This is a genomic window from Chryseobacterium oncorhynchi, assembly GCF_002899895.1.
In the GTDB taxonomy this organism is placed as follows: Bacteria; Bacteroidota; Bacteroidia; order Flavobacteriales; family Weeksellaceae; genus Chryseobacterium; species Chryseobacterium oncorhynchi.
In genome coordinates this window covers 568,496-592,795 of record NZ_PPEI02000001.1, presented here as the reverse complement: position 1 = coordinate 592,795, position 24,300 = coordinate 568,496, and the positions used below count along the sequence as shown (strand labels likewise).

Annotated in this window: 26 protein-coding genes; 19 read left to right on the top strand and 7 right to left on the bottom strand. The window is 35.4% G+C overall.

Features of this window, described 5'->3' with window-relative positions:
* Window positions 1-8: 8 nt before the first annotated feature.
* Complete coding sequence (locus C1638_RS02825) at window positions 9-362, bottom strand: diacylglycerol kinase (protein WP_109617987.1); 354 nt, start codon at window positions 360-362, stop codon at window positions 9-11.
* Window positions 363-625: 263 nt separating this feature from the next.
* Between C1638_RS02825 and dnaN the strand changes: the two genes are divergently transcribed.
* From dnaN to C1638_RS02800, 5 genes are all read left to right on the top strand, one after another.
* Window positions 626-1,756 carry a DNA polymerase III subunit beta gene (gene dnaN, locus C1638_RS02820; RefSeq protein ID WP_076351230.1) on the top strand — a complete coding sequence of 377 codons (1,131 nt, stop codon included), beginning with the start codon at window positions 626-628 and terminating at the stop codon, window positions 1,754-1,756.
* An 81-nt stretch (window positions 1,757-1,837) separates the two neighbouring features.
* Window positions 1,838-2,668 (top strand): AraC family transcriptional regulator, encoded by an 831-nt coding sequence (locus C1638_RS02815; RefSeq protein WP_109617985.1) that lies wholly within the window; start codon window positions 1,838-1,840, stop codon window positions 2,666-2,668.
* Window positions 2,669-2,731: 63 nt separating this feature from the next.
* Window positions 2,732-3,349 carry a DUF417 family protein gene (locus C1638_RS02810; protein ID WP_109617983.1) on the top strand — a complete coding sequence of 206 codons (618 nt, stop codon included), beginning with the start codon at window positions 2,732-2,734 and terminating at the stop codon, window positions 3,347-3,349.
* 239 nt (window positions 3,350-3,588) lie between these two features.
* Window positions 3,589-5,991 carry a phenylalanine--tRNA ligase subunit beta gene (pheT, locus tag C1638_RS02805; protein WP_109617981.1) on the top strand — a complete coding sequence of 801 codons (2,403 nt, stop codon included), beginning with the start codon at window positions 3,589-3,591 and terminating at the stop codon, window positions 5,989-5,991.
* A 235-nt stretch (window positions 5,992-6,226) separates the two neighbouring features.
* Window positions 6,227-6,637, top strand: a complete 411-nt coding sequence (locus C1638_RS02800; protein ID WP_109617980.1) for an META domain-containing protein — start codon at window positions 6,227-6,229, stop codon at window positions 6,635-6,637.
* 52 nt (window positions 6,638-6,689) lie between these two features.
* Here C1638_RS02800 and C1638_RS02795 read toward each other — a convergent pair whose 3' ends face one another.
* The 5 genes from C1638_RS02795 to C1638_RS02775 all read right to left on the bottom strand — a co-directional run bounded on the left by C1638_RS02795 (window position 6,690) and on the right by C1638_RS02775 (window position 10,444).
* Window positions 6,690-6,929 carry a DUF8828 family protein gene (locus tag C1638_RS02795; protein ID WP_002977986.1) on the bottom strand — a complete coding sequence of 80 codons (240 nt, stop codon included), beginning with the start codon at window positions 6,927-6,929 and terminating at the stop codon, window positions 6,690-6,692.
* Between the two features lie 51 nt (window positions 6,930-6,980).
* The gene (locus tag C1638_RS02790) at window positions 6,981-7,871 is read right to left on the bottom strand and encodes a 3-hydroxybutyryl-CoA dehydrogenase (RefSeq protein WP_174567007.1); all 891 of its coding nucleotides are present in this window, start codon (window positions 7,869-7,871) and stop codon (window positions 6,981-6,983) included.
* A gap of 9 nt (window positions 7,872-7,880) precedes the next feature.
* Window positions 7,881-8,291, bottom strand: a complete 411-nt coding sequence (locus tag C1638_RS02785; RefSeq protein WP_109617978.1) for a hypothetical protein — start codon at window positions 8,289-8,291, stop codon at window positions 7,881-7,883.
* 56 nt (window positions 8,292-8,347) lie between these two features.
* Window positions 8,348-9,229 (bottom strand): CGA/CIA family class A beta-lactamase, encoded by an 882-nt coding sequence (gene bla-A, locus C1638_RS02780; RefSeq protein ID WP_109617976.1) that lies wholly within the window; start codon window positions 9,227-9,229, stop codon window positions 8,348-8,350.
* Between the two features lie 252 nt (window positions 9,230-9,481).
* The gene (locus C1638_RS02775; RefSeq protein WP_109617974.1) at window positions 9,482-10,444 is read right to left on the bottom strand and encodes a Gfo/Idh/MocA family protein; all 963 of its coding nucleotides are present in this window, start codon (window positions 10,442-10,444) and stop codon (window positions 9,482-9,484) included.
* A 134-nt stretch (window positions 10,445-10,578) separates the two neighbouring features.
* Between C1638_RS02775 and C1638_RS02770 the strand changes: the two genes are divergently transcribed.
* The 9 genes from C1638_RS02770 to C1638_RS02725 all read left to right on the top strand — a co-directional run bounded on the left by C1638_RS02770 (window position 10,579) and on the right by C1638_RS02725 (window position 19,036).
* Window positions 10,579-11,226 carry a hypothetical protein gene (locus tag C1638_RS02770; RefSeq protein ID WP_109617972.1) on the top strand — a complete coding sequence of 216 codons (648 nt, stop codon included), beginning with the start codon at window positions 10,579-10,581 and terminating at the stop codon, window positions 11,224-11,226.
* Between the two features lie 153 nt (window positions 11,227-11,379).
* Window positions 11,380-12,030 (top strand): protein-L-isoaspartate(D-aspartate) O-methyltransferase, encoded by a 651-nt coding sequence (locus tag C1638_RS02765; protein ID WP_076352069.1) that lies wholly within the window; start codon window positions 11,380-11,382, stop codon window positions 12,028-12,030.
* Between the two features lie 241 nt (window positions 12,031-12,271).
* A complete protein-coding gene (locus C1638_RS02760) occupies window positions 12,272-13,255 on the top strand; it encodes a 2-hydroxyacid dehydrogenase (RefSeq protein ID WP_109617970.1) in 984 nt (327 codons plus the stop codon).
* Window positions 13,256-13,307: 52 nt separating this feature from the next.
* On the top strand, window positions 13,308-13,601 hold the full coding sequence (locus C1638_RS02755; RefSeq protein ID WP_109617968.1) for a hypothetical protein: 294 nt from the start codon (window positions 13,308-13,310) through the stop codon (window positions 13,599-13,601).
* A 273-nt stretch (window positions 13,602-13,874) separates the two neighbouring features.
* Window positions 13,875-15,860 (top strand): urocanate hydratase, encoded by a 1,986-nt coding sequence (gene hutU, locus C1638_RS02750; RefSeq protein WP_109617966.1) that lies wholly within the window; start codon window positions 13,875-13,877, stop codon window positions 15,858-15,860.
* Window positions 15,861-15,878: 18 nt separating this feature from the next.
* Complete coding sequence (locus C1638_RS02745) at window positions 15,879-16,421, top strand: Crp/Fnr family transcriptional regulator (RefSeq protein ID WP_109617964.1); 543 nt, start codon at window positions 15,879-15,881, stop codon at window positions 16,419-16,421.
* A gap of 54 nt (window positions 16,422-16,475) precedes the next feature.
* A complete protein-coding gene (locus tag C1638_RS02740) occupies window positions 16,476-17,237 on the top strand; it encodes an MBL fold metallo-hydrolase (RefSeq protein WP_109617962.1) in 762 nt (253 codons plus the stop codon).
* A gap of 391 nt (window positions 17,238-17,628) precedes the next feature.
* Window positions 17,629-18,195: a hypothetical protein gene (locus C1638_RS02730; RefSeq protein WP_123838312.1), complete on the top strand. Its 567-nt coding sequence runs from the start codon at window positions 17,629-17,631 to the stop codon at window positions 18,193-18,195.
* A gap of 82 nt (window positions 18,196-18,277) precedes the next feature.
* Entirely contained in the window at window positions 18,278-19,036 is a 759-nt protein-coding gene (locus C1638_RS02725) for an NAD-binding protein (RefSeq protein ID WP_109617955.1), read from the top strand.
* 154 nt (window positions 19,037-19,190) lie between these two features.
* Here C1638_RS02725 and tpx read toward each other — a convergent pair whose 3' ends face one another.
* Window positions 19,191-19,763, bottom strand: coding sequence for a thiol peroxidase (gene tpx, locus C1638_RS02720; protein WP_109617953.1), 573 nt, complete (start codon window positions 19,761-19,763; stop codon window positions 19,191-19,193).
* A 169-nt stretch (window positions 19,764-19,932) separates the two neighbouring features.
* On the opposite strand from tpx, the gene C1638_RS02715 reads away from it, so the two are divergent.
* The 5 genes from C1638_RS02715 to C1638_RS02695 all read left to right on the top strand — a co-directional run bounded on the left by C1638_RS02715 (window position 19,933) and on the right by C1638_RS02695 (window position 24,289).
* Window positions 19,933-21,561, top strand: coding sequence for an NADP-dependent glyceraldehyde-3-phosphate dehydrogenase (locus C1638_RS02715; protein ID WP_109617951.1), 1,629 nt, complete (start codon window positions 19,933-19,935; stop codon window positions 21,559-21,561).
* Between the two features lie 152 nt (window positions 21,562-21,713).
* Entirely contained in the window at window positions 21,714-22,223 is a 510-nt protein-coding gene (locus tag C1638_RS02710) for an RNA polymerase sigma factor (protein ID WP_109617949.1), read from the top strand.
* Window positions 22,224-22,234: 11 nt separating this feature from the next.
* Window positions 22,235-23,050: a hypothetical protein gene (locus C1638_RS02705; RefSeq protein WP_109617947.1), complete on the top strand. Its 816-nt coding sequence runs from the start codon at window positions 22,235-22,237 to the stop codon at window positions 23,048-23,050.
* Window positions 23,051-23,176: 126 nt separating this feature from the next.
* Entirely contained in the window at window positions 23,177-23,686 is a 510-nt protein-coding gene (locus tag C1638_RS02700; protein WP_109617946.1) for an RNA polymerase sigma factor, read from the top strand.
* 12 nt (window positions 23,687-23,698) lie between these two features.
* Entirely contained in the window at window positions 23,699-24,289 is a 591-nt protein-coding gene (locus C1638_RS02695) for a hypothetical protein (RefSeq protein ID WP_109617943.1), read from the top strand.
* Window positions 24,290-24,300: the final 11 nt, after the last annotated feature.

Sequence of the window (24,300 nt, the reverse complement as noted above, 5' to 3'; positions counted from 1 at the left end):
CGAGTCCCTTAAAAAATATATTTTCCGTAAATCAGAATGCCGATTACTACAGAAACTGCAGCCACTAATACCACAGCTCCTGCTGAAATATCCTTAATAAAGCCTATTCTTTTATCGAAATTAGGCTGAATGATATCACAGATCTTTTCAATGGCGGTATTGAAAATTTCAGCACTTAAAACACCTAATGAGGCAAGGAGAATGATAGCTGCATCAAGGTTGGAAAGCTTTAAATAAAAAATTAAAAATACATTGATAAGAAAAGCCAGAAACTCGATCTGGAAATTTCTTTCCGTTTTTATCATCGCAAAAACACCGCGAAAAGCATTGAGGAAACTTTTATGGAGTGGAGGTTTTTGCATAGATCTTTTACTTTTTTCAACAAAGATAGGTTTTGTACTTTGATTGTTGAATTTAATCTGCTATATTTGGAATACAGGATTGAAAAATCAATGGGAGTGATTTCAAAAGCCATATTTTTAATAAAAAGTGGAAGCCCTTGGAAATGCGAACATAATATCAGGTCTTAAAACAGATTAACGATGTTTGTTCAAAACTCCTCCATATTATTTTTTTCTTTGTTGTATGTATTTATTATATTTGTAGAAACTTATTTTATAAATCTATGAAATTTATTATTTCAAGTGGTGAACTGCAGAAGGCGTTGCAAACTGTAAGTGGCGTAATATCAAGCTCTCAATCGAGACCGATTTTAGAAAACTATCTTTTTGAATTAGACGGAAATAATGTTACCATTACAGCATCTGACGGCGAGACGACTCTTGTAACTTCTTTGGAGGTGAAGTCTGATGATTCAGGTAAATTTGCCGTTCCTGCTAAAATTTTTCAGGATTTTATCAAGACATATGGGGAACAGCCTTTAACATTTGTTGTAAAGGACAATGCGGAGGGAACTGGAAGCCAGCTTGAGATTTTAGATGAAAAAGATAATTTCGCAGTAGCATTAGATAACGCTGATGACTACCCTGAGCTACCAGAATTTGATGCATCACAAAGTGTGACAATGCCGGCAGGTGTTTTGTCTGAAGCTTTAACCAATACATTATTTGCTACAAGTAACGACTCTCTTCGTCCGGTAATGACAGGAGTTCTGTTCCAGTTTGGAGAAAATGAAACCAACTTTGTTTCTACCGATTCTCACAGATTGGTTGTTTACAAAAGAACAGACCTGATGAATGCTGAACCAATGGAGTTTATCATGCCTAAAAAACCTTTGAATATTTTTAAGAATATTCTGGCAAGTTCCAATGAAGACGTTAAAATCGACTTCAACGAGAATATGGCTAAATTTACTTTTGATAAGCATATCTGGATCTGTAGACTGATTGATGGTAAATATCCAAACTATACAGCGGTAATTCCTAAGGAAAATCCAAATGTATTGACCATCAACAGAAACCTATTGTTGGGAGCGATCAAAAGAGCATCTATCATGTCTAACAAATCTACCAATCAGGTGAGATTTAAGCTTTCAGGAAACATTCTTCACTTACATGCAGAAGATACTGAATATGCAAATAAAGCAGATATGCAGATTCCTTGTGACTACAACGGAGAAGATATCAATATCGGATTCAGCTCTAAATTCTTAACTGAAATGTTAACGATTTTAGGTTCTGACGATATTACAATGAAAATGTCTCAACCTAACAGACCTGGGATCATTGAGCCTCTTGACGGTCTTGAAGAAAACGAAAATATCTTAATGTTGTCAATGCCGGTAATCGGGTTGTAATATTAAATAACAAATAGATAAAAGCTGGAATTAAATTTCCGGCTTTTATTTTTTATGCCCAATAAGAATTGATCTTAAATCATGGAAGCTAGAATACACTCTTACCATCCCTCAGATTTTCTTTCAGGTTTTACCACTGAAAACTATAGTGTTGTTTTGTGGAAGGGTTCGGGAGTTTTTTCTGTGGATGATATCAATTATTCCTATAGCGGATATAACATTCTATTTCTGTCGCCTTATCAAAAGTTGAAATTAATCTCAAAATCTGAGGAAAATATTCATATTCTTTTCTTCCATGGTGATTATTACTGCATTGAATATCATAAGGAAGAAGTAGCCTGCAACGGACTTCTTTTCAATAATATTTACATGAATCCCGGGATAGCGCTTACAAGAGATAGTTTTGATTATATTCTGGAGCTTTTTAGTCATATCAAAAAAGAAGAATCTGAAGATCATCTGTTTTCCCAGTCCATTATCAAGACCTATATTCAATTGATTCTTGCTTTATGCAGCAAACAAAAAAGTGGCGTTGAGCATAGTTCTGTTTCCAATGAAAAGCTTCCCAATAAAAATGTTGTAGAATTCCAGAAATTACTAGAGCTTCATTTCAAGGATGAAAAGGAACTCTCATTTTACAGTGACAAGCTTAGTATTACAAGCAATACTTTAAGCAAGGCTGTTAAAAAAGAATTTTCCAAAACCCCGAGCCAGCTTATTAATGAAAAAATTATTCTGGAAGCCAAAAAATTACTTCATTTAACCTATCGCTCCATAAAGGAAATTGCTTCGGAGTTGGGATTCAGTGATGAGTTTTATTTCAGCAGATATTTCAAAAAATCTGTAGGTTGCTCTCCCAAAAAATATAGAGAGAAAGTGGGAATTTCTGTAGTGGCAAAAATGTCCATGTAATGTCCTGAAATATCTATGGTAAGGCTCTGCGCGCGTGAATACCTTTGTTAAAAAGTAAATCATATGCAAAACAGCAGTTTATACCACCGTTTATTAAGACTGGATACCTATTTCTTTAACTTTCTGAGAATTTCAATATTCATTGTTATGGCCTGGATTGGTGGGCTTAAAGCATTTCAATATGAGGCAGACGGAATTGTTCCCTTTGTTGCCAACAGCCCAATGATGAGTTTCTTTTATAAAAATGCAGGAAATAAAGTTCTTAATGAAGATCAAAAGCTAGTTTCTGAGTATACATTATACAAAAATCCGGAGGGAAAAGTAGTAAAGAAAAACATTGACTGGCACACGGAAAATGGAACGTATGTATTTTCATATGGATTAGGTACAATGATCTTAATCATAGGAGGTTTGGTTCTATTAGGAGTTTGGTTTCCTAAAATAGGCGCTGTGGGAGGTGCTTTAACATTTTTAATGTCATTGGTTACACTGTCATTCCTTGTCACAACACCTGAAGTGTATGTCCCTAATCTGGGCGAAGATTATCCGACTCCTCAGTTTGGATTTCCCTATTTGTCGGGAGCAGGACGTCTTGTATTGAAAGATATTATTATGATGGCAGGAGGCCTTGTGCTATTTTCCGATAGTGTAAAAAAAGTCGTTAAACCAACTGCTAACTAAGAATTTTTAAGATGAAGTAAATAGGGTGGTGATTTATCCCATCTTCAAGAGAGAAATGAATCAAAATTATTTGTCTTAAAGTTGTTTCTAAATTTCTGTATTTCTCAAAAAAACACGACATTTGTACCTCGAAAAATTACGTAAAATAATTACGTGATGTTTCAAATAAAAGTTTCAAAATAGAGCAGGAGAACCTTTCGGTTTCATCTGACCAATTAAAAAAGTAGATAGATAAACAAATGAAAATATCAAACAACTGGCTGAAGGACTTTGTGACAACGGAATTGAAAACTGAAAGAATCGGTGAATTCCTTACAGATATAGGTCTTGAGGTTGAAGGGATAGATAAATTTGAAAGTGTAAGAGGTAGTCTGGAAGGTATTGTTGTAGGTAAGGTTTTAACCTGCGAAAAACATCCTAATGCTGATAAACTGAAGAAAACAACGGTAGACGTAGGAAACGGAAAGATATTGAATATCGTTTGCGGAGCTCCTAATGTAGATGCAGGACAAACAGTTCCTGTAGCAGTTGTTGGAACAAAAATCTATGACAAAACAGGAAACTTTTTTGAAATTAAGGAAGCAAAAATCAGAGGTGAGGTTTCTCAGGGAATGATCTGTGCGGAGGACGAATTGGGCCTTAGTGAAGATCATGGCGGAATCATGGTGTTGGATGAAACCAAATATGAAGTAGGAAAGAACTTTGCAGACTATTTTGAATTGACGAATGACGAGGTTTTTGAAATTGGTTTAACGCCAAACAGAACAGATGCCATGTCTCACTACGGTGTTGCAAGGGATCTGAATGCCTATCTTTCTACAAATCAATTGAAGTCGAAGTTTAATAAAGTAGCTTCAGAAGTTTTGAATGGTGAGGGAACTCACGATTTCAAACTGGAAATTGAAGATGCAGAGCTATGTCCAAGATATATCGGAGCCGTTATTGAGAATGTAAAAGTTGCAGAATCTCCGTCTTGGTTAAAAGACAGACTAAAGGCAATCGGGTTAAGCCCGATCAATAACGTAGTAGATATTACCAACTATATTCTTCACGGATACGGACAACCGCTTCATGCATTTGATGCAGACAAAATTGCAGACAAAAAAGTGAAAGTAGGTGTAGTAAAAGCAGGAACGAAATTTACTACCCTGGATGGTGTTGAAAGAACATTGAACGGTTCTGAAATCATGATCAAGGATGGTAAAGACAATCCAATGTGTATTGCAGGTGTTTTTGGAGGAGAAAATTCAGGAGTATCTGACACTACAAAAACAATATTCCTTGAAAGTGCTTACTTCAATCCAATTGCAGTAAGAAAAGGAGCAAAACTTCACAGTTTGAATACAGATGCATCTTTCAGATTTGAGAGAGGCGTAGATCCAAATATTACAAGAACAGCAATTACTCACGCTATTAAAATGATTCAGGAGATAGCAGAAGGGAAATTAGTAGGAGAATTGTTGGAAGAATATCCTAAGAAAATTGAGGATAGCTATGTGATCCTGAGATTCTCTAAAATTGAGCAGATTTTAGGAACAAAAATTCACAGAGAAAAAGTAAAGGAAATTTTAAAGGCGTTGGAAATTCAGGTTTTAAATGAAATTCCTAACGGTTTTGAAATCTCTGTTCCTGCCTACAGAGCAGATGTAACAAGAGAAATTGATGTGATTGAAGAGATTTTAAGAATCTACGGTTACAATAAAATTGATGCTCCACAAAAGATCTCATTTACCCCTGTTAAGCTAAGTGCTAACGATCAGGATGAATTGGAAAACAGCTGGGCAAGAACTTTACAAAGTATTGGTTTCAATGAAGTGATGAATAATTCATTAACTTCTGTAAAAGATGAAACGGATGCTGTGAAACTATTAAATCCTTTAAGCGGTGACCTTGCATTCATGAGAAAATCCTTATTAGAAGGACTTCTTCAGAATACAGTATATAACATCAACAGAAAGAATCAGGATATCAAGTTCTTTGAATTCGGAAAAATCTATCACAAAAAAGATAAATACGAAGAAAGAAAACAGCTTGCAATTATTGTTTCCGGAAGAGATGTTGCAGAAAACTGGTTACAACCTAAATCAGCAGTAAGTTTCTACAATCTGAAAGCTTATGTTAAAGTTTTATTAGAAAGATTAGGAGTCAACTATAAAGAAGTGGCTTTATCTGATGACAGATTCTCGGATGCCCTTACTTATGAAGCAGACGGAAAAGCATTAGTAAGAATCGGAAAAGTTGCTCCGGCTCTTTTAAAGGATTTCGATATCGATCAGGATTGTTTCTATGCAGAAATTGAACTTGAATTTGCACAGGAATTACGTTCTAAAAATGAACTGAAGTTTAAGGACATTCCTAAGTTCAACAAGATCAGAAGAGACCTTGCTTTACTAATTGATAAGAATGTAAACTATCAGGAACTATACCAGACAGCGAAGAAAAACAAGTCTCCTTTCATTAAGAGCATCAACCTATTCGATGTATATGAGGGTAAAAATCTTCCTGAAGGTAAGAAGTCTTATGCAATGAGCTTCGAGCTATTAAACGAAGAAAAAACACTGGAAGAAAAGGAAATCACGGAAGTAATGGATTCCCTGATTAAGTCTTTCCAGAAAGAATTCAATGCAGAATTGAGATCTTAATTGTAAAAGATAAAAAATAGAGAAAAACGGACTTTTTTAAGTCCGTTTTTTTTTATGATGTTTGTATTAAGTTTTGACTGAAGCTAAAGATACAGCAATGCTATGCAGGAAGCCTGTCATGTATTTGTGCTTAAAATAAAGGCGAAATATCCACTGTTAAAGAACAATAAAATTCTATAGAAACCGTTTAAATAATATAAAATCCGTAAATTTGGATTAATTCAAAAAGAAAAAAATGAAAAATCTTTTTTTAAGTATATGTACAGCAGCGGTATTAGCTTCATGTGGAACTATGACCAGTGCATCTGCCTCTAAAGTAGGAAAAGCTCAGGCAGCTCTTGCCAATACAAAATGGACTTTGGCCGACAATGTAAAAGGTAAAATTCCAACATTGAATATCGAGGGAGAAAAGATCACAGGAAATGCAGGTTGTAATAACTATTTTGGAACAGCACAAGTAGATCCTGCTTCAGGGAGCTTCTCTGCCGGTCAGATGGGATCTACAAAAATGATGTGTAACAACATCGGAGTAGAGCAGAACTTTATGGATATGATGGGAAAAGCAAACAAGTATGTAATTTCCGGAAATACATTAGAACTTTATAAAGACAATCTTTTATTATTGAAATTCAATAAATCAGAATAAAACAAAAGGAACTCAATTTGAGTTCCTTTTTTATGTTTAGAGTGTTATGTAATTAATCTTCCTCTTCTTCGTCGTACTTAGCCAACTCTTCATCACACCATTTGAATGCTGCTTCTACTACTTTCGTAGCTTCATCTGCCATAGTCTCTTCATCATCTCCTTCTAGATCATCTAACCACTCAACTTCCTCTTCCTCAACGTTTAGGATAAATCTTGGATATTCTGTGTGGACTACGAATAGATCTTCTGGAAATTCCGAATTATCTGCCAATAAAAACTTTGGTAATTTCATTTTTTTAATGTTTTAACTTTCTCAAAGATAAATAAAATTATTGACTTAAAATTATTTCAAAAACATTTTTGAAACTTTTTCAGCTTTTTTGCTTTCAGAATAATCGTAGAAGCCTTCACCTGATTTTACACCCAGTTTTCCAGCAGTTACCATGTTTACAAGCAATGGATTCGGAGCATATTTAGGATTCTTGAAACCGTCATACATCACATTAAGGATCGCAAGACATACATCAAGTCCAATGAAGTCTGCCAATTGAAGAGGTCCCATCGGATGAGCCATACCTAATTTCATTACCGTATCAATTTCCTCAACTCCTGCAACACCGTTGTAAAGTGTTTCGATAGATTCATTAATCATTGGCATAAGAATTCTGTTGGCTACAAAACCAGGATAATCATTCACTTCTACAGGAACTTTACCTAAAGTTTTGCTCATTTCATAGATGGCATCGAAAGTCTCCTTAGAAGTAGAGTATCCCTTAATGATCTCCACAAGCTTCATGATAGGAACAGGATTCATAAAGTGCATCCCGATTACCTTGTCAGCTCTTTTCGTTGCCGCTGCAATTTTAGTAATGGAAATAGAAGATGTATTCGTTGCAAGGATACAACCGGCAGGTGCCAATTCATCCATTTGACCGAAGATCTTTAATTTAAGATCCATATTTTCTGTAGCAGCTTCTACAATAAGATCAGCAGCTCCAACAGCATCATTAAGTGCTGTGAAAGTAGTGATGTTTCCTAAGGTTTCCGCTTTTTGTTCTTCAGTAAGGTTTCCCTTTGCAATTATTCTGTCAAGGTTCGTAGTAATGGTTTTCAACCCTTTGTCTAAGGCATCCTGAGATACATCTACAAGATTTACCTTAAAACCGCTTTGTGCGAAAGTGTGTGCAATACCATTTCCCATGGTTCCAGCTCCGATAACTACAATGTTTTTGATCATTTTCCTTTATTTTTTATAGATAGTTAAATTTTTTTCTTTTATAAGATCCTGTTGACGTACAATGGTTGCCGGATCAAAATTTACATTGCCATTGTTTTCACTTTTTCTGTTGTTGTTTTGATTGGAAACGGCTGCCGTAATTCCTCTTACAAGTCGACTTCTTTGATTGGTTGTAAGAAAATCGGTGCCAACGTACAGATTGAATTCTCCTTCTCTTCCAAGCCCTTTCTGCATAAGGATTTCCAGACTTCTTATTTGATTTTTTTTCTTAAACTCTTTTAAGAAACTGATGACTGGTTTTTCAGAAAGAGGACCACAGCAAACACTTCCATAGCTGATCTCTAAATAGTTTTGATTCTTCTGTGAAAAGATGAATGTAAAACAAAATAAAGCCGCTGCTAATATTATTTTTTTCATACTGATGAATTCAAAGAATTGATCTAATTCTCTGCTCTAAAATTAAGCTTATTATTTTACTTATTAAAATTATCCCAAACCGCTCTGGAAATATCAGACACAATCCTGCAGTTTATTGCTTCCGCCTCTGTAGAATTGACTACAAATACGGCAATTGCATAATGTTTCCCATTGGGAAGAGTGATGATTCCCATATCGTTTTCTGCAACGGTAAGAACATTGTTGGGCTTACCGGAAGACCCAGTTTTATGGGCAACAGGAGTTCCTTTGGGAAGTTGCTCTATAATTTTATTGGTTCCTGTTTTAGTCCCCAGCATAATCTGCATTAGATAATTTGTAGATTTTTTGGAAAGCAATTTTCCGTCATAGAATGTTTTCAGCATTTGTACAGCAGAATTGGTAGTGCTATAATTTTCATACAATGCTTTCCAGTCATTAAGAGCCATGTCATGCTCAGTATATTTGATCTGGAAGTTTTTTACTCCTTTAGAATCCATAAATTGCTGGACAGCTTTGGTTCCTCCGACAAGTTTTATGAGTACATCACAAAGATTATTATCACTTAAGGCTACCGTATAGTCAATGATTTCATGTAAAGTAATTTCAATATTTCCATTAGGGTACTTTTCCCGAAACGGAGACCATGTTTTTTCATGAAGATCAGCTTTTTTAATGAATATTTTTTGTTCCAGGGATAATTTACCTTTATCTACAAGATCGAGCGCAGCACAGGCAATGTGAAACTTGAAAACACTCATCAAGGGTAGCTTTTGATCCCCATTTTTGTTGTATTTAAAATTGCTTTCAAATCCAAGAACGGAAACTCCAACCGTAGCCTTTTTACCCTTTATAATAGAACTTATTTTCTGTTCCAATTCAGATGTCTGTGATGATACAAATGCCGAAATTAAAAGAAAAAGAAATGCTATTTTTTTCATAAGGCTAAGGGTAAATTCCTATTTTTAAAGGTTGAAAATGGAATTGCAATTTAAGATAATTATTGTGATTCTATTTCAAATAATTTAAATTAATATTTCCCGTTATGATAAGGAATAGCCTATCATTATCAACCTTTATAAAATGACTTTTTTAGGATGAAAAAATCTATCAATCCTTCTAGGTTTGCAATAAATTTAAAAAAAGGCTGTCTCAGAAAGACAGCCTTTTATATATATATTTAACCTTAATAACTAAGAAATTAATTTCATAATCTGTAAGGCAATCTTTAATGCCTCAGTTCCGTCTTCAAGAGAAACTTCCACATTTTTATCACCTGTAATAGCATCTGCAAACGAATTCAATTCATCAAGAATCGCATTATTAGGCTGAATATTTGGATATTCAAACAGAATCTGATTTTTCTCTCCCTCAGAGTTTTCAATAATCATATCAAATGGTGTAGGTGTTTCAGGAGCATCTTTCATTCTGATCACCTCTGCTTTTTTCTCAAGGAAATCCACTGAAATGTAAGCATCTTTCTGGAAGAATCTGCTCTTTCTCATCGCTTTCATAGAGATTCTGGAAGTAGTAAGATTGGCAACACATCCATTTTCAAACTCTATTCTGGCATTGGCAATATCCGGTGTTTTGCTTACCACACAAACTCCGCTTGCATGGATGTTTTTCACCTTAGATTTAGCCATGCTTAATAAAATATCCAAATCGTGAATCATAAGGTCCAATACCACAGAAACATCTGTTCCACGAGGATTGAACTCTGCCAAACGATGGATTTCAATGAACATTGGGTTATTGATGTACTCCTTAGTCGCAATAAATGCAGGATTGTATCTTTCAACATGTCCTACCTGTGCTTTAATACCGTTTTCCTGACATAGACGCAGGATTTCCTCTGCCTGTTCAAGAGTTTGGGTTACCGGTTTTTCAATAAAGAAATGAAGTCTTTTTTCAATCGCTTTCAATGCATAATCATAATGGTAAATTGTCGGGGTGACAATGTCCAGCATATCAATCTGCTCCAGCAATTCATCAAAATTTTCAAAATATTTATATCCGAATTCGGCTTCTAATTTTTTTCCGTTTTCAACATCTTTATCATGGAAACCTACAAACTCATATCTATCTGACTGATTAAGAAGTTTTAAATGTATTTTCCCCAAATGTCCGGCACCTACCAAACCTGCTTTTAACATAGCTGTATTAAATTTTTGTAAAGATAGTGAATGTACATTTATAAAATATATGACTTTTCACTTGAAGATATTTAAGTTTGAACATATTCAGGCATTAAAGAAATTACAGTAAATTAACGGTCTCAAAAATAACGATGAAAAGACTAATATCGATTGTACTCTTCTTTGGATTATGTACTGCAGGATGTATAGGAGATAGTCCATATGACCCACAGGCTAAATGTGGAACCCCAACCAATTTGAATTTTGAAAAAGGAAATAACTCGTTTTCCTGGAACATTAATAGCTCGGGCGAGGGACATTATGAAGTACAGTATGGAGATCATGGCTTTTCTTTAGGCAATGGAACTACTGTTATAACGAATAATAATTTCTATAACCTCCCATTGTATAAGAATAATAAATATGACCTTTACGTAAGGAAAAATTGTGGAACAGCCAATGGACGAAGCAACTGGGAGGGACCTGTTACTGTTTTGGCCAGCAATACCACAACTTGCGTAAAACCGGGATATGCAACTTATTCAAAAACGACTTCTTCCATATATTCTTCTACTTTTGATGCTACAGTATCCTGGGAAAATGATGGGATTTCTCCGTATGAGACTGTCTTAACGATTAGTTCTGCACCACCAGCGAGTGGAGAATTAGCTATCACAGGTCAAAAAGCTATTTATATAGGATTAAGTAAGACAGTGAACTATAACTTTTTTGTGAGAAAAAGATGTGCTGATAATACTTTCAGCGATTTTTATGGACCTTATCCGATAAGATGGAATTAAGAAATAAAAATAAAGCAGTCATTTTTTGATTGCTTTATTTTTTTGCGGAAATAATAGGAGAAAAGGACTATGCCTAGGTTGATTAGTACGTTTTGTTTTGTTACTTTTGTAACACTAATAGCGGTAACCGTAATAACTATTATTTAAATAATGATGCAGGATTCGTTTGTACATAAAGGAAAAAGAAAGAATTTAGTAGAATATCTTAGATACAGAATTGGTATTTCAGATGAAAATGTACTTTCGGCAATGAATGAAGTTCCGAGACATCTTTTCATCGAAAGCATTTTTGAAGACTTTGCCTATGAAGATAGAGCTTTCCCGATTCTGGCACATCAAACCATTTCTCATCCATCAACAGTAGCGGAACAATCTGAGTTATTACAGATAACAGCCGGAGAAAAAGTGCTGGAAATTGGAACGGGATGTGGTTACCAGACAGCAGTTTTATTGGCAATGAAAGCCCATGTATATACGGTGGAAAGACAGAAAGATCTATTTGATTTCTCAAAAAATAAGCTTAGAGAACTTCATTTATACCCAAAATTTCAAAGCTTTGGAGATGGTTTTGCTGGACTTCCGACTTTTGCCCCTTTTGATAAAATTATTGTAACCTGTGGAGCTTCAACCTTACCTACAGAACTTTTGAAACAATTGAAAGTAGGAGGAAAAATGGTTATTCCATTAGGTCCTACAGATGAACAGGTTTTATTTAGATTTACAAAAGTAGGTCCTACAGAATTCGAAAAAGAAGAATTTGGAGCTTACAAATTTGTTCCGATGTTGGGAAATACCAATCAATAAAAAATAAGTTGAAATTTAGATTTTTTTTAACTCATTTCGGAATGAAAATTGGATGCTCTTAAGTCCTTAACTCCTAAAATAATGCATTAATATTTGAGAATAGATTCAATAAATATTGCGTAATATGTGGAGGAGATTAAAATCATTCGGATGAAAAGAAATAAATTTTTTAATATTAAAGTTGAATAACCTTACTTTTTGCGAGTGAGGTTTTTTTATTTAAATCTATTAATCAATAACAATGAAAGTCTTTATAAATAAAATGATTCCTGAAATTGGAATCAAAATGTTGGAAGAAGAGGGAATACAAATCATATTTTCTGAAAATGAGAATCTGTCTTACGAGGAATGGCTGAAGTACTGTCAAAATGCAGATGCTATTTTAAATGTCGGCGGCGATTTTAAATATGATAAAACATTTTTTGAGACCTGCCCTAATGTTAAAGCAATTGCATTGTATTCCGTAGGGTTTGATCATGTGAATATCAAAGAAGCTTCCCAAAGAAATATTCCTATTGGAAATACACCGGATGTATTGAGCAGGGCCACTTCAGATGTTGCTTTTCTACTCATGCAGTCGGTAGCGAGAAGAGCAAGTTATAACTTTCAGAAAATAAAGGATGGAAATTGGAATACATTTGATCCTTTACATGCTTTGGGACAAGAACTTTACGGGAAGACCTTAGGAATATTCGGACTGGGAAGAATCGGTTTTGAAATGGCTGAGAAAGCCAGAAAGGCCTTTGATATGAACATTATTTACCACAATAGGAGTCATAATGAGCAAGCAGAAAGAGAGCTTGAAGCAACCTATGTTTCGTTTGAAGAATTAATTCAAAATTCAGATGTATTGAGTATTCATGCCAATTTTACACCTGAACACGCCAACCTTTTTAACCATTCAGTATTTGAAAAGATGAAACCAAATTCTATTTTTATCAATACAGCAAGAGGAGGTTTTCATCACCAACGAGACTTATATAATGCATTGGTGGAGGGAAAAATCTGGGGAGCAGGGCTGGACGTGACTAATCCTGAGCCAATGTCAGCAGATGATCCAATCTTGGAGCTGTCAAGTGTATGTATTCTTCCACACATTGGTTCCGCTACGATTGAAGCAAGAAATGGAATGGCCAGGCTGGCTGCAGGGAACTTGATAGCCTTTTCAAAGGGAGAGAAAATGCCTCATTGTGCTAATCCTGAAGTTTATTCTAATCATTCATAGCAACTTGGAATTATTTTTGTTCTTATTAAATAAACATTAAAACCTAAAAATTATGGCACCGGAAAACAATATAAATGAACAGAACGAAAGGTTGGAACGTATGGATTATGATCCCAACGAAGATATATTTAAAAAAGAAAAACATATTTCGCTTGATGGCGATGGAAATCCTATTTTTGATGAATATGCTGAGGAGGATAAAATAGATAAAGGACTGGATATTCCCGGTGCAGAAGATGATGATAAAATGGAAGAGATAGGAGAGGAAGATGAAGAAAATAATTATTGGAGCCTTAGCGACAACCAAGATGACCATGAAGAGAAAAATGATGATGTTTTAACTTAAGCTCTAAATACATACAATAGTTGCCTTGCTGATTTTCAGTGAGGTTTTTTTATGTTGAATAACGACTTCCTTTGGTAAATACAATTCCCCTTCCTTGGAGGGGAATTAAGGTGCATCTATTCAAATATAGCATTAAATTCAAAAATGGTAAATAAACCGTAATGCTAAGGCCTTATCATCAATCATTTTCCCTTGTTTAGTTGCCTATATTTCATAATTTGAATATCTTTAAAACTTCAAACATTGTTTAAACATAGAACTTTAAATAGCAATATGACATTCCAAGAACAGATACAGCAGGGGATACCCAATCAGCTGCCACAAACAAAATTATACGAGACTAATATAAACCATGCTCCAAAGCGTAAGGAAATCTTAGGAGAGGAGGAGAAAAAGCTGGCATTAAAGAATGCTTTACGTTACTTCGATCCAAAATTTCATGCAGAACTAATTCCTGAGTTTAAGCAGGAACTAGAAGACTATGGAAGAATTTATATGCATCGTTTCCGTCCGGATTATGAAATGAAGGCGAGATCTATTGCAGATTATCCTGGGAAATCTGAACAGGCGAAAGCAATTATGCTAATGATCCAGAATAATTTGGATTACGCAGTTGCTCAGCACCCCCACGAATTGATTACTTACGGTGGAAACGGAGCCGTATTTTCCAACTGGGCACAGTATCTGTTGACAATGAAATATTTGTCAGAAATGACCAATGAACAGACGTTGGTTATGTATTCCGGACATCCGATGGGATTATTCCCTTCTCATAAAGATGCACCAAGAGTAGTGGTAACGAATGGGATGATGATTCCAAATTATTCAAAACCGGATGACTGGGAGAAATTCAACGCACTTGGAGTGACTCAATATGGACAAATGACGGCGGGAAGTTATATGTATATCGGACCTCAGGGAATTGTTCATGGAACTACCATTACGGTTTTAAACGCCTTCAGAAAGATCAATAAAGAACCAAATGGAGGTCTTTTCGTAACTTCAGGTCTTGGGGGAATGAGTGGAGCTCAGCCTAAAGCAGGGAATATTGCAGGATGCGTTACCGTATGTGCGGAAGTAAATCCGAAAATCACGAAAATCCGTCACGAACAGAAATGGGTCAATGAAATCCATGAGAATCTTGATGAATTAGTAAAAAGAGTAAGAGAAGCGCAACAAAATAAAGAAACTGTTTCCTTGGCTTACCTTGGAAACATTGTTGAAGTTTGGGAGAAATTTGATCAGGCAGATTTAAGAATCGACATCGGATCAGATCAGACTTCACTTCACAACCCTTGGGCTGGTGGATATTATCCGGCAGGGCAAAGCTTCGAGGAATCTAATGCAATGATGGCTGAGAACCCAGAATTATTCAAGGAAAAAGTTCAGGAAACATTAAGAAGACACGCTGCAGTAATCAATAAACACACCCAAAAAGGAACATACTTCTTCGATTACGGAAATGCTTTCCTATTGGAGGCTTCCAGAGCAGGAGCAGATGTAATGTCAGAAAATCCGACATTAGGAAGAGAGTTCAAATATCCTAGCTATGTTCAGGACATCATGGGACCTATGTGCTTCGATTATGGCTTTGGACCGTTCCGTTGGGTATGTGCAAGCGGAAATCCTGAAGACTTACAGAAAACAGACCATATTGCATGTGCAGTATTAGAGGAAATGATTAAAAACTCCCCTGAAGAAATCCAACAGCAGATGAAGGATAATATTCAGTGGATCAAAGGAGCACAGGAAAATAAACTGGTTGTAGGTTCTCAGGCAAGAATCCTTTATGCAGATGCAGAAGGAAGAATGAAGATTGCAGAAGCATTCAATAAAGCTATTAAAAATGGCGAAATAGGACCTGTAGTACTGGGTAGAGATCATCATGACGTTTCAGGAACAGATTCTCCTTACAGAGAAACCTCCAATATCTATGACGGCTCCAGATTTACTGCAGATATGGCCATTCACAATGTTATTGGTGACAGTTTCCGCGGGGCAACCTGGGTTTCCATTCACAATGGTGGTGGAGTAGGCTGGGGAGAAGTAATCAACGGAGGCTTCGGAATGCTATTGGACGGAAGTGATGATGCAGACAGAAGATTAAAGTCTATGCTTTTCTGGGACGTCAACAACGGAATTTCCAGAAGAAGCTGGGCAAGAAATGAAGGCGCTATTTTCGCTATTAAAAGAGCAATGGAGGCTGAACCTAATCTAAAGGTGACCCTTCCGAACCTTGTAGATGAAAATTTACTGTAAATTATAATTGATTCAGCATTGGCAAGTATTAATAAAACACTGTTTTCACACCTTAATGTAGAGGATGGTGATCCCGTTTGGGAAAAATTTGCTGAAGTTGAATTTTCAAGAAAAAATAAATTCTCGGACAACAAAGCCTATCTTGTAGAAGATGGGCTTGTCCGAAAATATTATATCAATAACACATCAGAAATAGATACAGAAGTTTGTGCAGAGTTTTACTTTCCCGGCGATATTTTTACCGTGGAAGAAAAAGGATCTGATGCTATTTATGAATCGATCAATAAAGGACTGGCATGGGAAATTACCTTGGATGAGGTCAAAGAAATGTTTATCATTAATCCCCAATGTCGTTTCGTACAAAACTACTATCTGAGCAGAAAACTGAATGCTGCTATGAAGCGGGAAATGCTCCTGCTGAAAAACACTCCGCAGGATCTCTACGAATATCTGCTGGAAAATAAGCCACACTACATTCAGAATATTCCATTAAAATACCTGGCTTCCTACATCGGGATTACTGCTATCTCATTAAGCCGGATCCGAAAGAGAATTAATTAACTTTTGTTTATTGTTTAGCCTTTCTTAAGTCTTTTCCTTTGTGAAAAAAGAAATATGGAAATACAAAAGCTAAACTGGGCTGGAATAAAGCTTGTCTCTCAAAACAAAACCATCCTGATAGATGCCGTAGAAGATTTTTCCTACTATAAACCCGTCTTGGGAGAGGCTGTAGAAGAACTTCTGAAATTCTCAGATCATGTACAGGCAGATTACATCCTGTTTACCCATTTACATTTAGACCATTTTGACAAAAGTGTCATCAAAAAATGCTTAAAAAAGGATGGGAAGTTGATTGTCTACTCAGGATTAGAACCCTTTGTAAGAAAGCTTATTGATGATGTTCAAATGATTGTATTAAATCTGGATGAAACGTTCACAGACCGAAATATTACCTTTAAACCTGTATTTGCAATGGATGGAGTGGGAGAAATTCAATCCTCATGGATTGTGGAAGGCCCAACTACAAAAATATTTCATGGCGGAGATACTATCTGGCACAACCAATTCTGGAAGCTTGGAAAAGAAAACCCAAACATAGATTACGCATTTCTGCCGGTGAACGGAGTCGTTGTTAATTTTGAAGTCATCGGATTGGAGTATAGTCCCGTTCCTGCTTCCCTCAATCTAAAGGAAGCCTTTACAGCAGCCCATTTATTACACGCCAAAAAACTGGTTCCTATCCATTACGGATTGTTTGCTCATGAGAAATTTTATATCCCTCAGGTATTTGATGATTATGATTTGAAGAACGTTTCGGAGGAAGTGGGACAGGAGTATGTGACTTTGAAAGATGGAGACATGCTGATAGAATCTTAATTATTTTTTTTCTTGAACAACAAAGTTTTTATAGTTTGAATTACAAAGACGCAAATGATTATAAAGAAGATTTTGCTATAAGTTACAGGGATTTTATCTGTGATAAAATTGAATAGTATATCTTTTAAAACCTCACACAGATTTTGGAGATTAAGCAGATTTTTATGGAAAGAATCCGCGCAATCTGTTATATCTGCGAGCAAATAAAGTATACGCCTTGCTTGCCAAAAATCATTGATTTTCTTGCGCCTAAAAAAGGTTTTCAAGATTAAAAACTTTGCGCCCTTGCGATTTCCAACTATACCTATAAATACTAATTGAAAATTAGAATTGTTTTAATATCTTTCCAACCTTATTTATTAATAGAGCATCCTTATAGATAAAAGAAACTATGAAACTAACCATACCTAAACCATGTCATGAGAATTGGGAGAATATGACTTCTGATGAAAAAGGAAAATTCTGTGGGGTCTGTTCTAAAACAGTAACAGATTTTACAGGCTATTCGGATGAAGAACTTTTAATGAGCTTTAAGTCTGATAAAAAGCTTTGTGGAAGATTTACAGATGATCAGCTTGGAAGAAATTTAGGCTTCTCATTAACCTCCAAAATAGCCTTAGGATTATTGGCTGCGAGTGGAATGATAACGACTGCCAAAGCACAGGAATTGAAAGATGAAGAAGTAAAGAAAGTAGATTTTAAAAAAGGATTACAAGGTGTAGAAGTCATCAACAATACGTTAAATAAAACAATGTGGCTGGGCATGCCTACTGAGGAAGAAATTGAGTCCACACAACCATTGATCCTGCTGGACAATAAAAAAATAAACGAAAAGAAGATGAAAAAAATAAACGGAGATAAAGTGAAAAGCGTAAATATACTTTCTGGTGAAGGAGCTACTAAACTGTATGGTGATAGAGGCAAATATGGAGTGATTGTGATTGAAAGTAAAAAATAAGAATATGCTGAAATTTATGTAATATAGATGATTGTCATTCGGAATAAGTTGTTTTTTATCCAATAAACTAATATATTGAAAGATGAAAAAAATTGGAATTATAGGTTGTGGCTGGTTGGGTGGTCATATTGCAGAAAGATTATCTGGGCAATATAAGATTTTTGCAACCACTACTTCTGAGTCTAAAATACAGGATTTATCAGATAAGGGATATCACGTTACACAAGTTAGTTTTGAAGACGATAGATCCGAAACAATCCAAGAATGGGAAATTGCATCACAATTAGATGCGGTGATTATTACTGTTCCTTTTGCAGGAATAAAAGGAGCTGAAATTCCATTGCAGAAGAGAGCTCAGAATTTGCTTACATTTCTTGGAGACTATAAAGGCCAGCTCTATATGATGAGCTCTACCGGCGTATATCCAAATATTGATCAGGAATTTACAGAAGATGACCAATCTGCGGAGGATGTTCCAAGTGAAAGTGCAATAACAAACAGATTCCCTAAGGTTAATATTTTGAGACTGGCAGGATTAATGGGTGATCAGCGACTTTTAAAGAATTATAATATTTCAAATTTGGACTTGCTGGTCAATCATATTCATTATGCTGATATCTGTTCGGTTGTTGAAAAAATGTTGGAAAATAAATCTCATTCCAAAGTCTATAATGTGGTAGCCCCTATTCATCCCAATAAAGAAGAGATCATCAATGCCCAAAAAGATATGCCTTATTCAGGAGAACGTACGAATAAAGGCAGAACTATTTCACCAGGAAAATTAATTTCAGATCTGAATTTTGAATTTCAATATCCGGATCCGAGGTATTTTCATTTGTAAATGCTTCGGGAAATTAAGTGATTCCGTAATCTATGGAGAGAAAGCAAAAGGAAGAGTGATTTTGATGACCACTAAAAAGAAAAAAAAGAATTTAAAATAGTAGCTCCGGCGATCGAAGATCGCCGGAGCTATTTATAATATTAAAAGCAAAAGCTTATTTTCCTACAGCTGCAATAGCTGCTTCATAATTCGGTTCCTGGGAAATATCCGGTACTTGCTCTTCATAAATGATGTTTCCCGATGGGTCAATCACTACTACAGCTCTGCTGAGAAGACCTTTCATGGGAGAGTCTATCATTTCTACCCCATAGTTCCATCCGAAATCAGAACGAAAGTCAGAAAGCATAACCACATTTTTGATTCCTTCTGCGCCACAAAATCTCTTTTGGGCAAATGGCAAATCCTTAGAAATACAAAGAACTACTGTGTTTGGAAGATTACCAGCATCCTCATTGAAATGATGAACAGATGCAGAACAAACCCCTGTATCTACACTTGGGAAGATGTTTAGAATGACATATTTCCCTTTGTAGGAATCTAAAGTCTGGTCATTCATACTAACATCAGTAAGGACAAACTTAGGAGCCGGTTTATTGACTGCCGGTAATTTGGAATAGGTACGTACAGGTTTTCCACCCATCAAAACGGTATTGCTTGTTTTTGTATTTTGAGCGAAACCAAATGCTGATAAGAAAAATAATGTACTGAAAATTATTTTTGAAAACATTGAAATTTATTTTTAGCAAAATTATTCTTTTTTTTAGTTAGCTGAGTTAATTTTCATTCAAATAGCTTTTAAATAGAGCAAATCTATTGAATCATTATTCTTAAAATCAATTTTTACATCTACCTTTATTCTTCAAAAATTCAGATTCAAATTATTAAATACTAAAAATATGAGTTCAGTAAACAGTGCATCATTTCAAGATATTTTTAAAAGCGAAAACGAAATTCCCGAAGAATTCAAGGTTCCTGAAATTCATCAGAAAGTCTATCTTCTTAATGGCGAATTGGTAGAGTGGAAAGGAGATACCCAAAATATTTATTCCCCTGTTTGTATTCCAACAGAAAACGGATTGGAGAGGAAGCTATTGGGAAGCATTCCGAATATCGGTCCTGATGAGGCGATGGAAGTTCTTGAAGCCTGTGTAAAAGCCTATGATAATGGCCTTGGCGAATGGCCTACGATGTCCGTGGAGGGAAGAATCAAATGTATGCAGAAGTTTGTATACCTGATGATCCAGCAGCGAGATCTGATCATTAAATTATTAATGTGGGAGATCGGGAAAACGCTGGCAGATTCTACCAAGGAGTTTGACCGTACCGTAGATTACATCAATCAAACAATAGATGCGCTTAAGGAGCTGGATAGAGAGTCTTCCCGTTTTCAGGAGGCTGAAGGGACCATTGCTCAAATCAGAAGAGCACCGCTTGGAGTAGTCTTGAGTATGGGACCATTCAATTATCCGTTAAATGAGATCTTTACTACATTGATTCCAGCACTGATCATGGGAAATACAATTTTATTTAAACTTCCAAAACATGGTGTGCTGGCCCATTATCCTTTATTGAATGCATTTAAAGAAGCTTTCCCGAAAGGCACAGTGAACACTTTATATGGAAAAGGTTCAGAAATCATCACTCCAATCATGGAAAGCGGAAAAGTTAACGTACTAGCCTTTATCGGATCTAGTAAAGTGGCTAATGGGCTGAAAAAGCTGCATCCAAAAGTTAACCGTTTAAGAGCAATTTTAAGTCTAGATGCTAAAAATGCCGCGATTGTAACTAAAAATGCAAACCTTGATGTGGCGGTGAGTGAATGTATTCTGGGAGCACTTTCTTTTAATGGGCAACGTTGTACAGCCCTAAAGCTAATCTTTGTTCAGAAAGAAATTGCAGCAGAATTTACCAAAAAGTTAAGTGAAGCGGTTTCTGCCCTGAAAGCCGGATTGCCATGGGAAAAAGATGTGAAAGTTACTCCACTTCCGGAAGTGAACAAACCTCCTTATTTGAAAGAATGTATTGATGATGCATTATCGAAAGGGGCCACAGTTTTGAACAAAGACGGAGGCTATACGGAAGAATCTTTTGTATTTCCGGCTGTAGTATATCCTGTGAACAGTGATATGAAGCTGTATCATGAAGAACAGTTCGGTCCTGTGATTCCTGTTGTGCCATTTGAGGATATTGAAGAACCTATAGATTATCAGGTGAATGCTTCTCATGGAATGCAGGTAAGCATTTTCAGCGAAGATCCACATGAGGTAGCGAAACTCATTGATCCTTTTGTAAATCTGGTAAGCCGTGTGAATATCAATTGTCAGGCACAGCGTGGTCCGGATGTATTTCCGTTTACCGGTAGAAAGGATAGTGCAGAGGGAACGCTTTCTGTTTTTGATGCCCTTCGTTCATTTTCAATCCGATCTTTGGTGGCTGCAAAACTGACGGAATCCAACAAAACATTATTAAATACCATTGTGAGAGAACATGATTCCAACTTCTTAAGCACCGACTATATTTTCTAGTTCATATCTGAAGTTGTATTTAACATAAAATAAAAATCCTTAATAAACGCTTTTGTTTTTTAAGGATTTTTTAACTTAATGGCTGGAAATTGAGTATTGTGTTATAATAAGGTGACGTTTTTTAACGTTGCCCAAGGATTAGTGTGTAAATCATGTCTTCACCCGAAAAAGAGTTTTTAGAGAAAATTGAAAAGCACAAAGGTGTTGTTTTCAAGATCTCTAAAATGTATATGGATAATAAGGACGACCAAAATGATCTCTACCAGGAGATTATTTACCAAGCTTGGAAATCATATGGAGATTTTCAAAAGAGGAGTGATTTCTCAACATGGCTGTACAGAACTGCGCTAAACACAGCAATTGTATTTTTGCGAAGTGAAAAAAAACGTAGTTTTATACAGAATCAAAACATTGATGGACTGAATGCCAGACAGGAACCTTATAATGATACAGATGATAAGAATATGAAGCTGATGTATGAGGCTATTCATCAGCTGAGTCCTATTGATAAGGCTTTGATCTTTTTCTTTTTAGAGGATTTTTCGGGGAGAGAAATTGCGCTCCAGCTGGGAATTACTGAAGTGAATGCAAGAGTAAAACTTAAAAGAGCAAAGGAAAGACTAAAAGAAATCATTGCTAAACAAGGTATAGGTTCAAATTAATAGATTAGACTATGGAGTTAGACAACTTTAAAGAACTTTGGAATAAAGATACTGGGCAGGATCCTCCTGAAATTTCCCTGGAAAAACAACGTGAGATCCATTCTCCGCTTCAGATGCTGAAAATAAATATGAAAACTGAGTTTTGGCTGATGGTTGTTACATTGCCATTGCTTCTTACCGGTTTTCCATTTGCTTCCACAGACTCTAATATTACGACCATCTCAGCATTTGTCACAGTTCTGACTATTGTTTTTATAGTTTACTTTTATTCCCGCTTTCTTAAGCTTTATAAATTGCTTCAAAAAAACAGTATTAATACAAATTACGATCTGTTTAACCTTAAAACCCAATTGCTGATATCGAAAGAAATCTACATTTCCTATTATATTTCCTACATTCCGCTTGCTTTTCTATTATCCCTGATCAAGATTAATTTTCATTTTGATATGGAATATAATCTGGCAATTTTCGGGATTAGTTTTCTGATTACGTTACTACTGGTCTGCTTTATTATAAAATACTGGATTTATTATATGTATGGAAGATATATAGATGATGTAATACATTTGGTGGATGAACTTAATGGGGTGGAAGTACAGCCTAGGGTTGAAAAGAAAAAGACCTGGTTTGAGCGATCCCAGAAGTTTTTCATGAACAGATTAGGAATCAAAGGGAATATCCTGAATACAGTGATATGGTTTGTATCTGTATACATTTTTATTATTTTGTTTCTGACATTGGTCCTTTTGATCATCATTATTATCGGTGCTAAACTGGATTTAATTAATATAACAACGCTGCAAAGAGCGCTAAACAGATTGAATTAGAGATTGAAATATTATTCATTGAAAATATAAGCCCGACAGACTTTTCTATCGGGCTTTTTATTTTTTTTTGAATATTTTCTGTAACAATTTTTTTAAACGAAAACTAACTCTATAGAGTAACAAGCTATGACCTCACTAGAGCAAGAGTTTATCCAGAAGATTAAAAAGCATAAGGGAATCATTTTTAAGATTTCCAAAATGTATATGTCTGAAAAAGACGATCAGGATGATCTTTTTCAGGAAATTACTTATCAGATTTGGAAAGCATATCCGAGCTTCAAAGGGCAGAGTGAATTTTCTACCTGGTTATACAGGATTGCTTTAAATACAGCCATTATTTTCCTTAAAACAGATAAGAGAAGAAGTTTTATAGCTAATGAAGACCTTTCCAATTATGTAATCTCTCAGGAAGATTATGACTATGGTAAAGAAGAACGTCTGGCAGAGATGTATAAGGCTATCCATGAACTCAACCCAATCGATAAAGCCTTTATATTCTATTATCTTGAGGATTTTTCAGGAAAGCAGATTGCGGAAGAAATAGGAATCTCAGAGGGAAATGTAAGAGTGAAAATGAACCGCGCAAAAAATAAACTTAAAGATATCTTAAACCAACATAGAATTAACAACCATTAAATCAGTAATCCCATGAATATAGATGAATTGAAAAATGCCTGGAATGAAGATATTGTAGATGAAACTCCGGAAATTAGCATAGAACAAAAAAATAAAATCAATCTTCCTCTTGAAAAAGTACGTAAGAATATGCGTGCAGAATTTTGGTGGGTCATTGCTATCTTTGGTTTTGCATTTATGGTTTGCTCACTATGTAAACCCTTTAAATTCCAATTATACATAACAGTTTTAGTTGCTTCAATGCTTATTGTTACGATTTTCTTTTTTAGTAAATTTTTTAAACTGTATAACGATATCAGCAATACAGAGCTTAAGACGTATGAATCTTTAAAAGATCTGGTTAATCAACTCAATCTGAATAAGCAATACTATCTGTCTTATTACATTAGTTTTGCTCCGTTTATTGTGTGCGAAATGCTTATTGTATTAGAATTTATACCCTGGCCAAAACCTCTGGGAGAATTGAAAATTGCACTTATATTAATCGGCTCTGTGATAGGAGGATTATTCTTGCTCTTTGTATGTGGAAGATTTTGGTTCTACCGTTATTATGGAAGATATATCAAGCATATTGAAACCCTTTTGGATGAGCTAAGGGCATAAAATGACTCGGC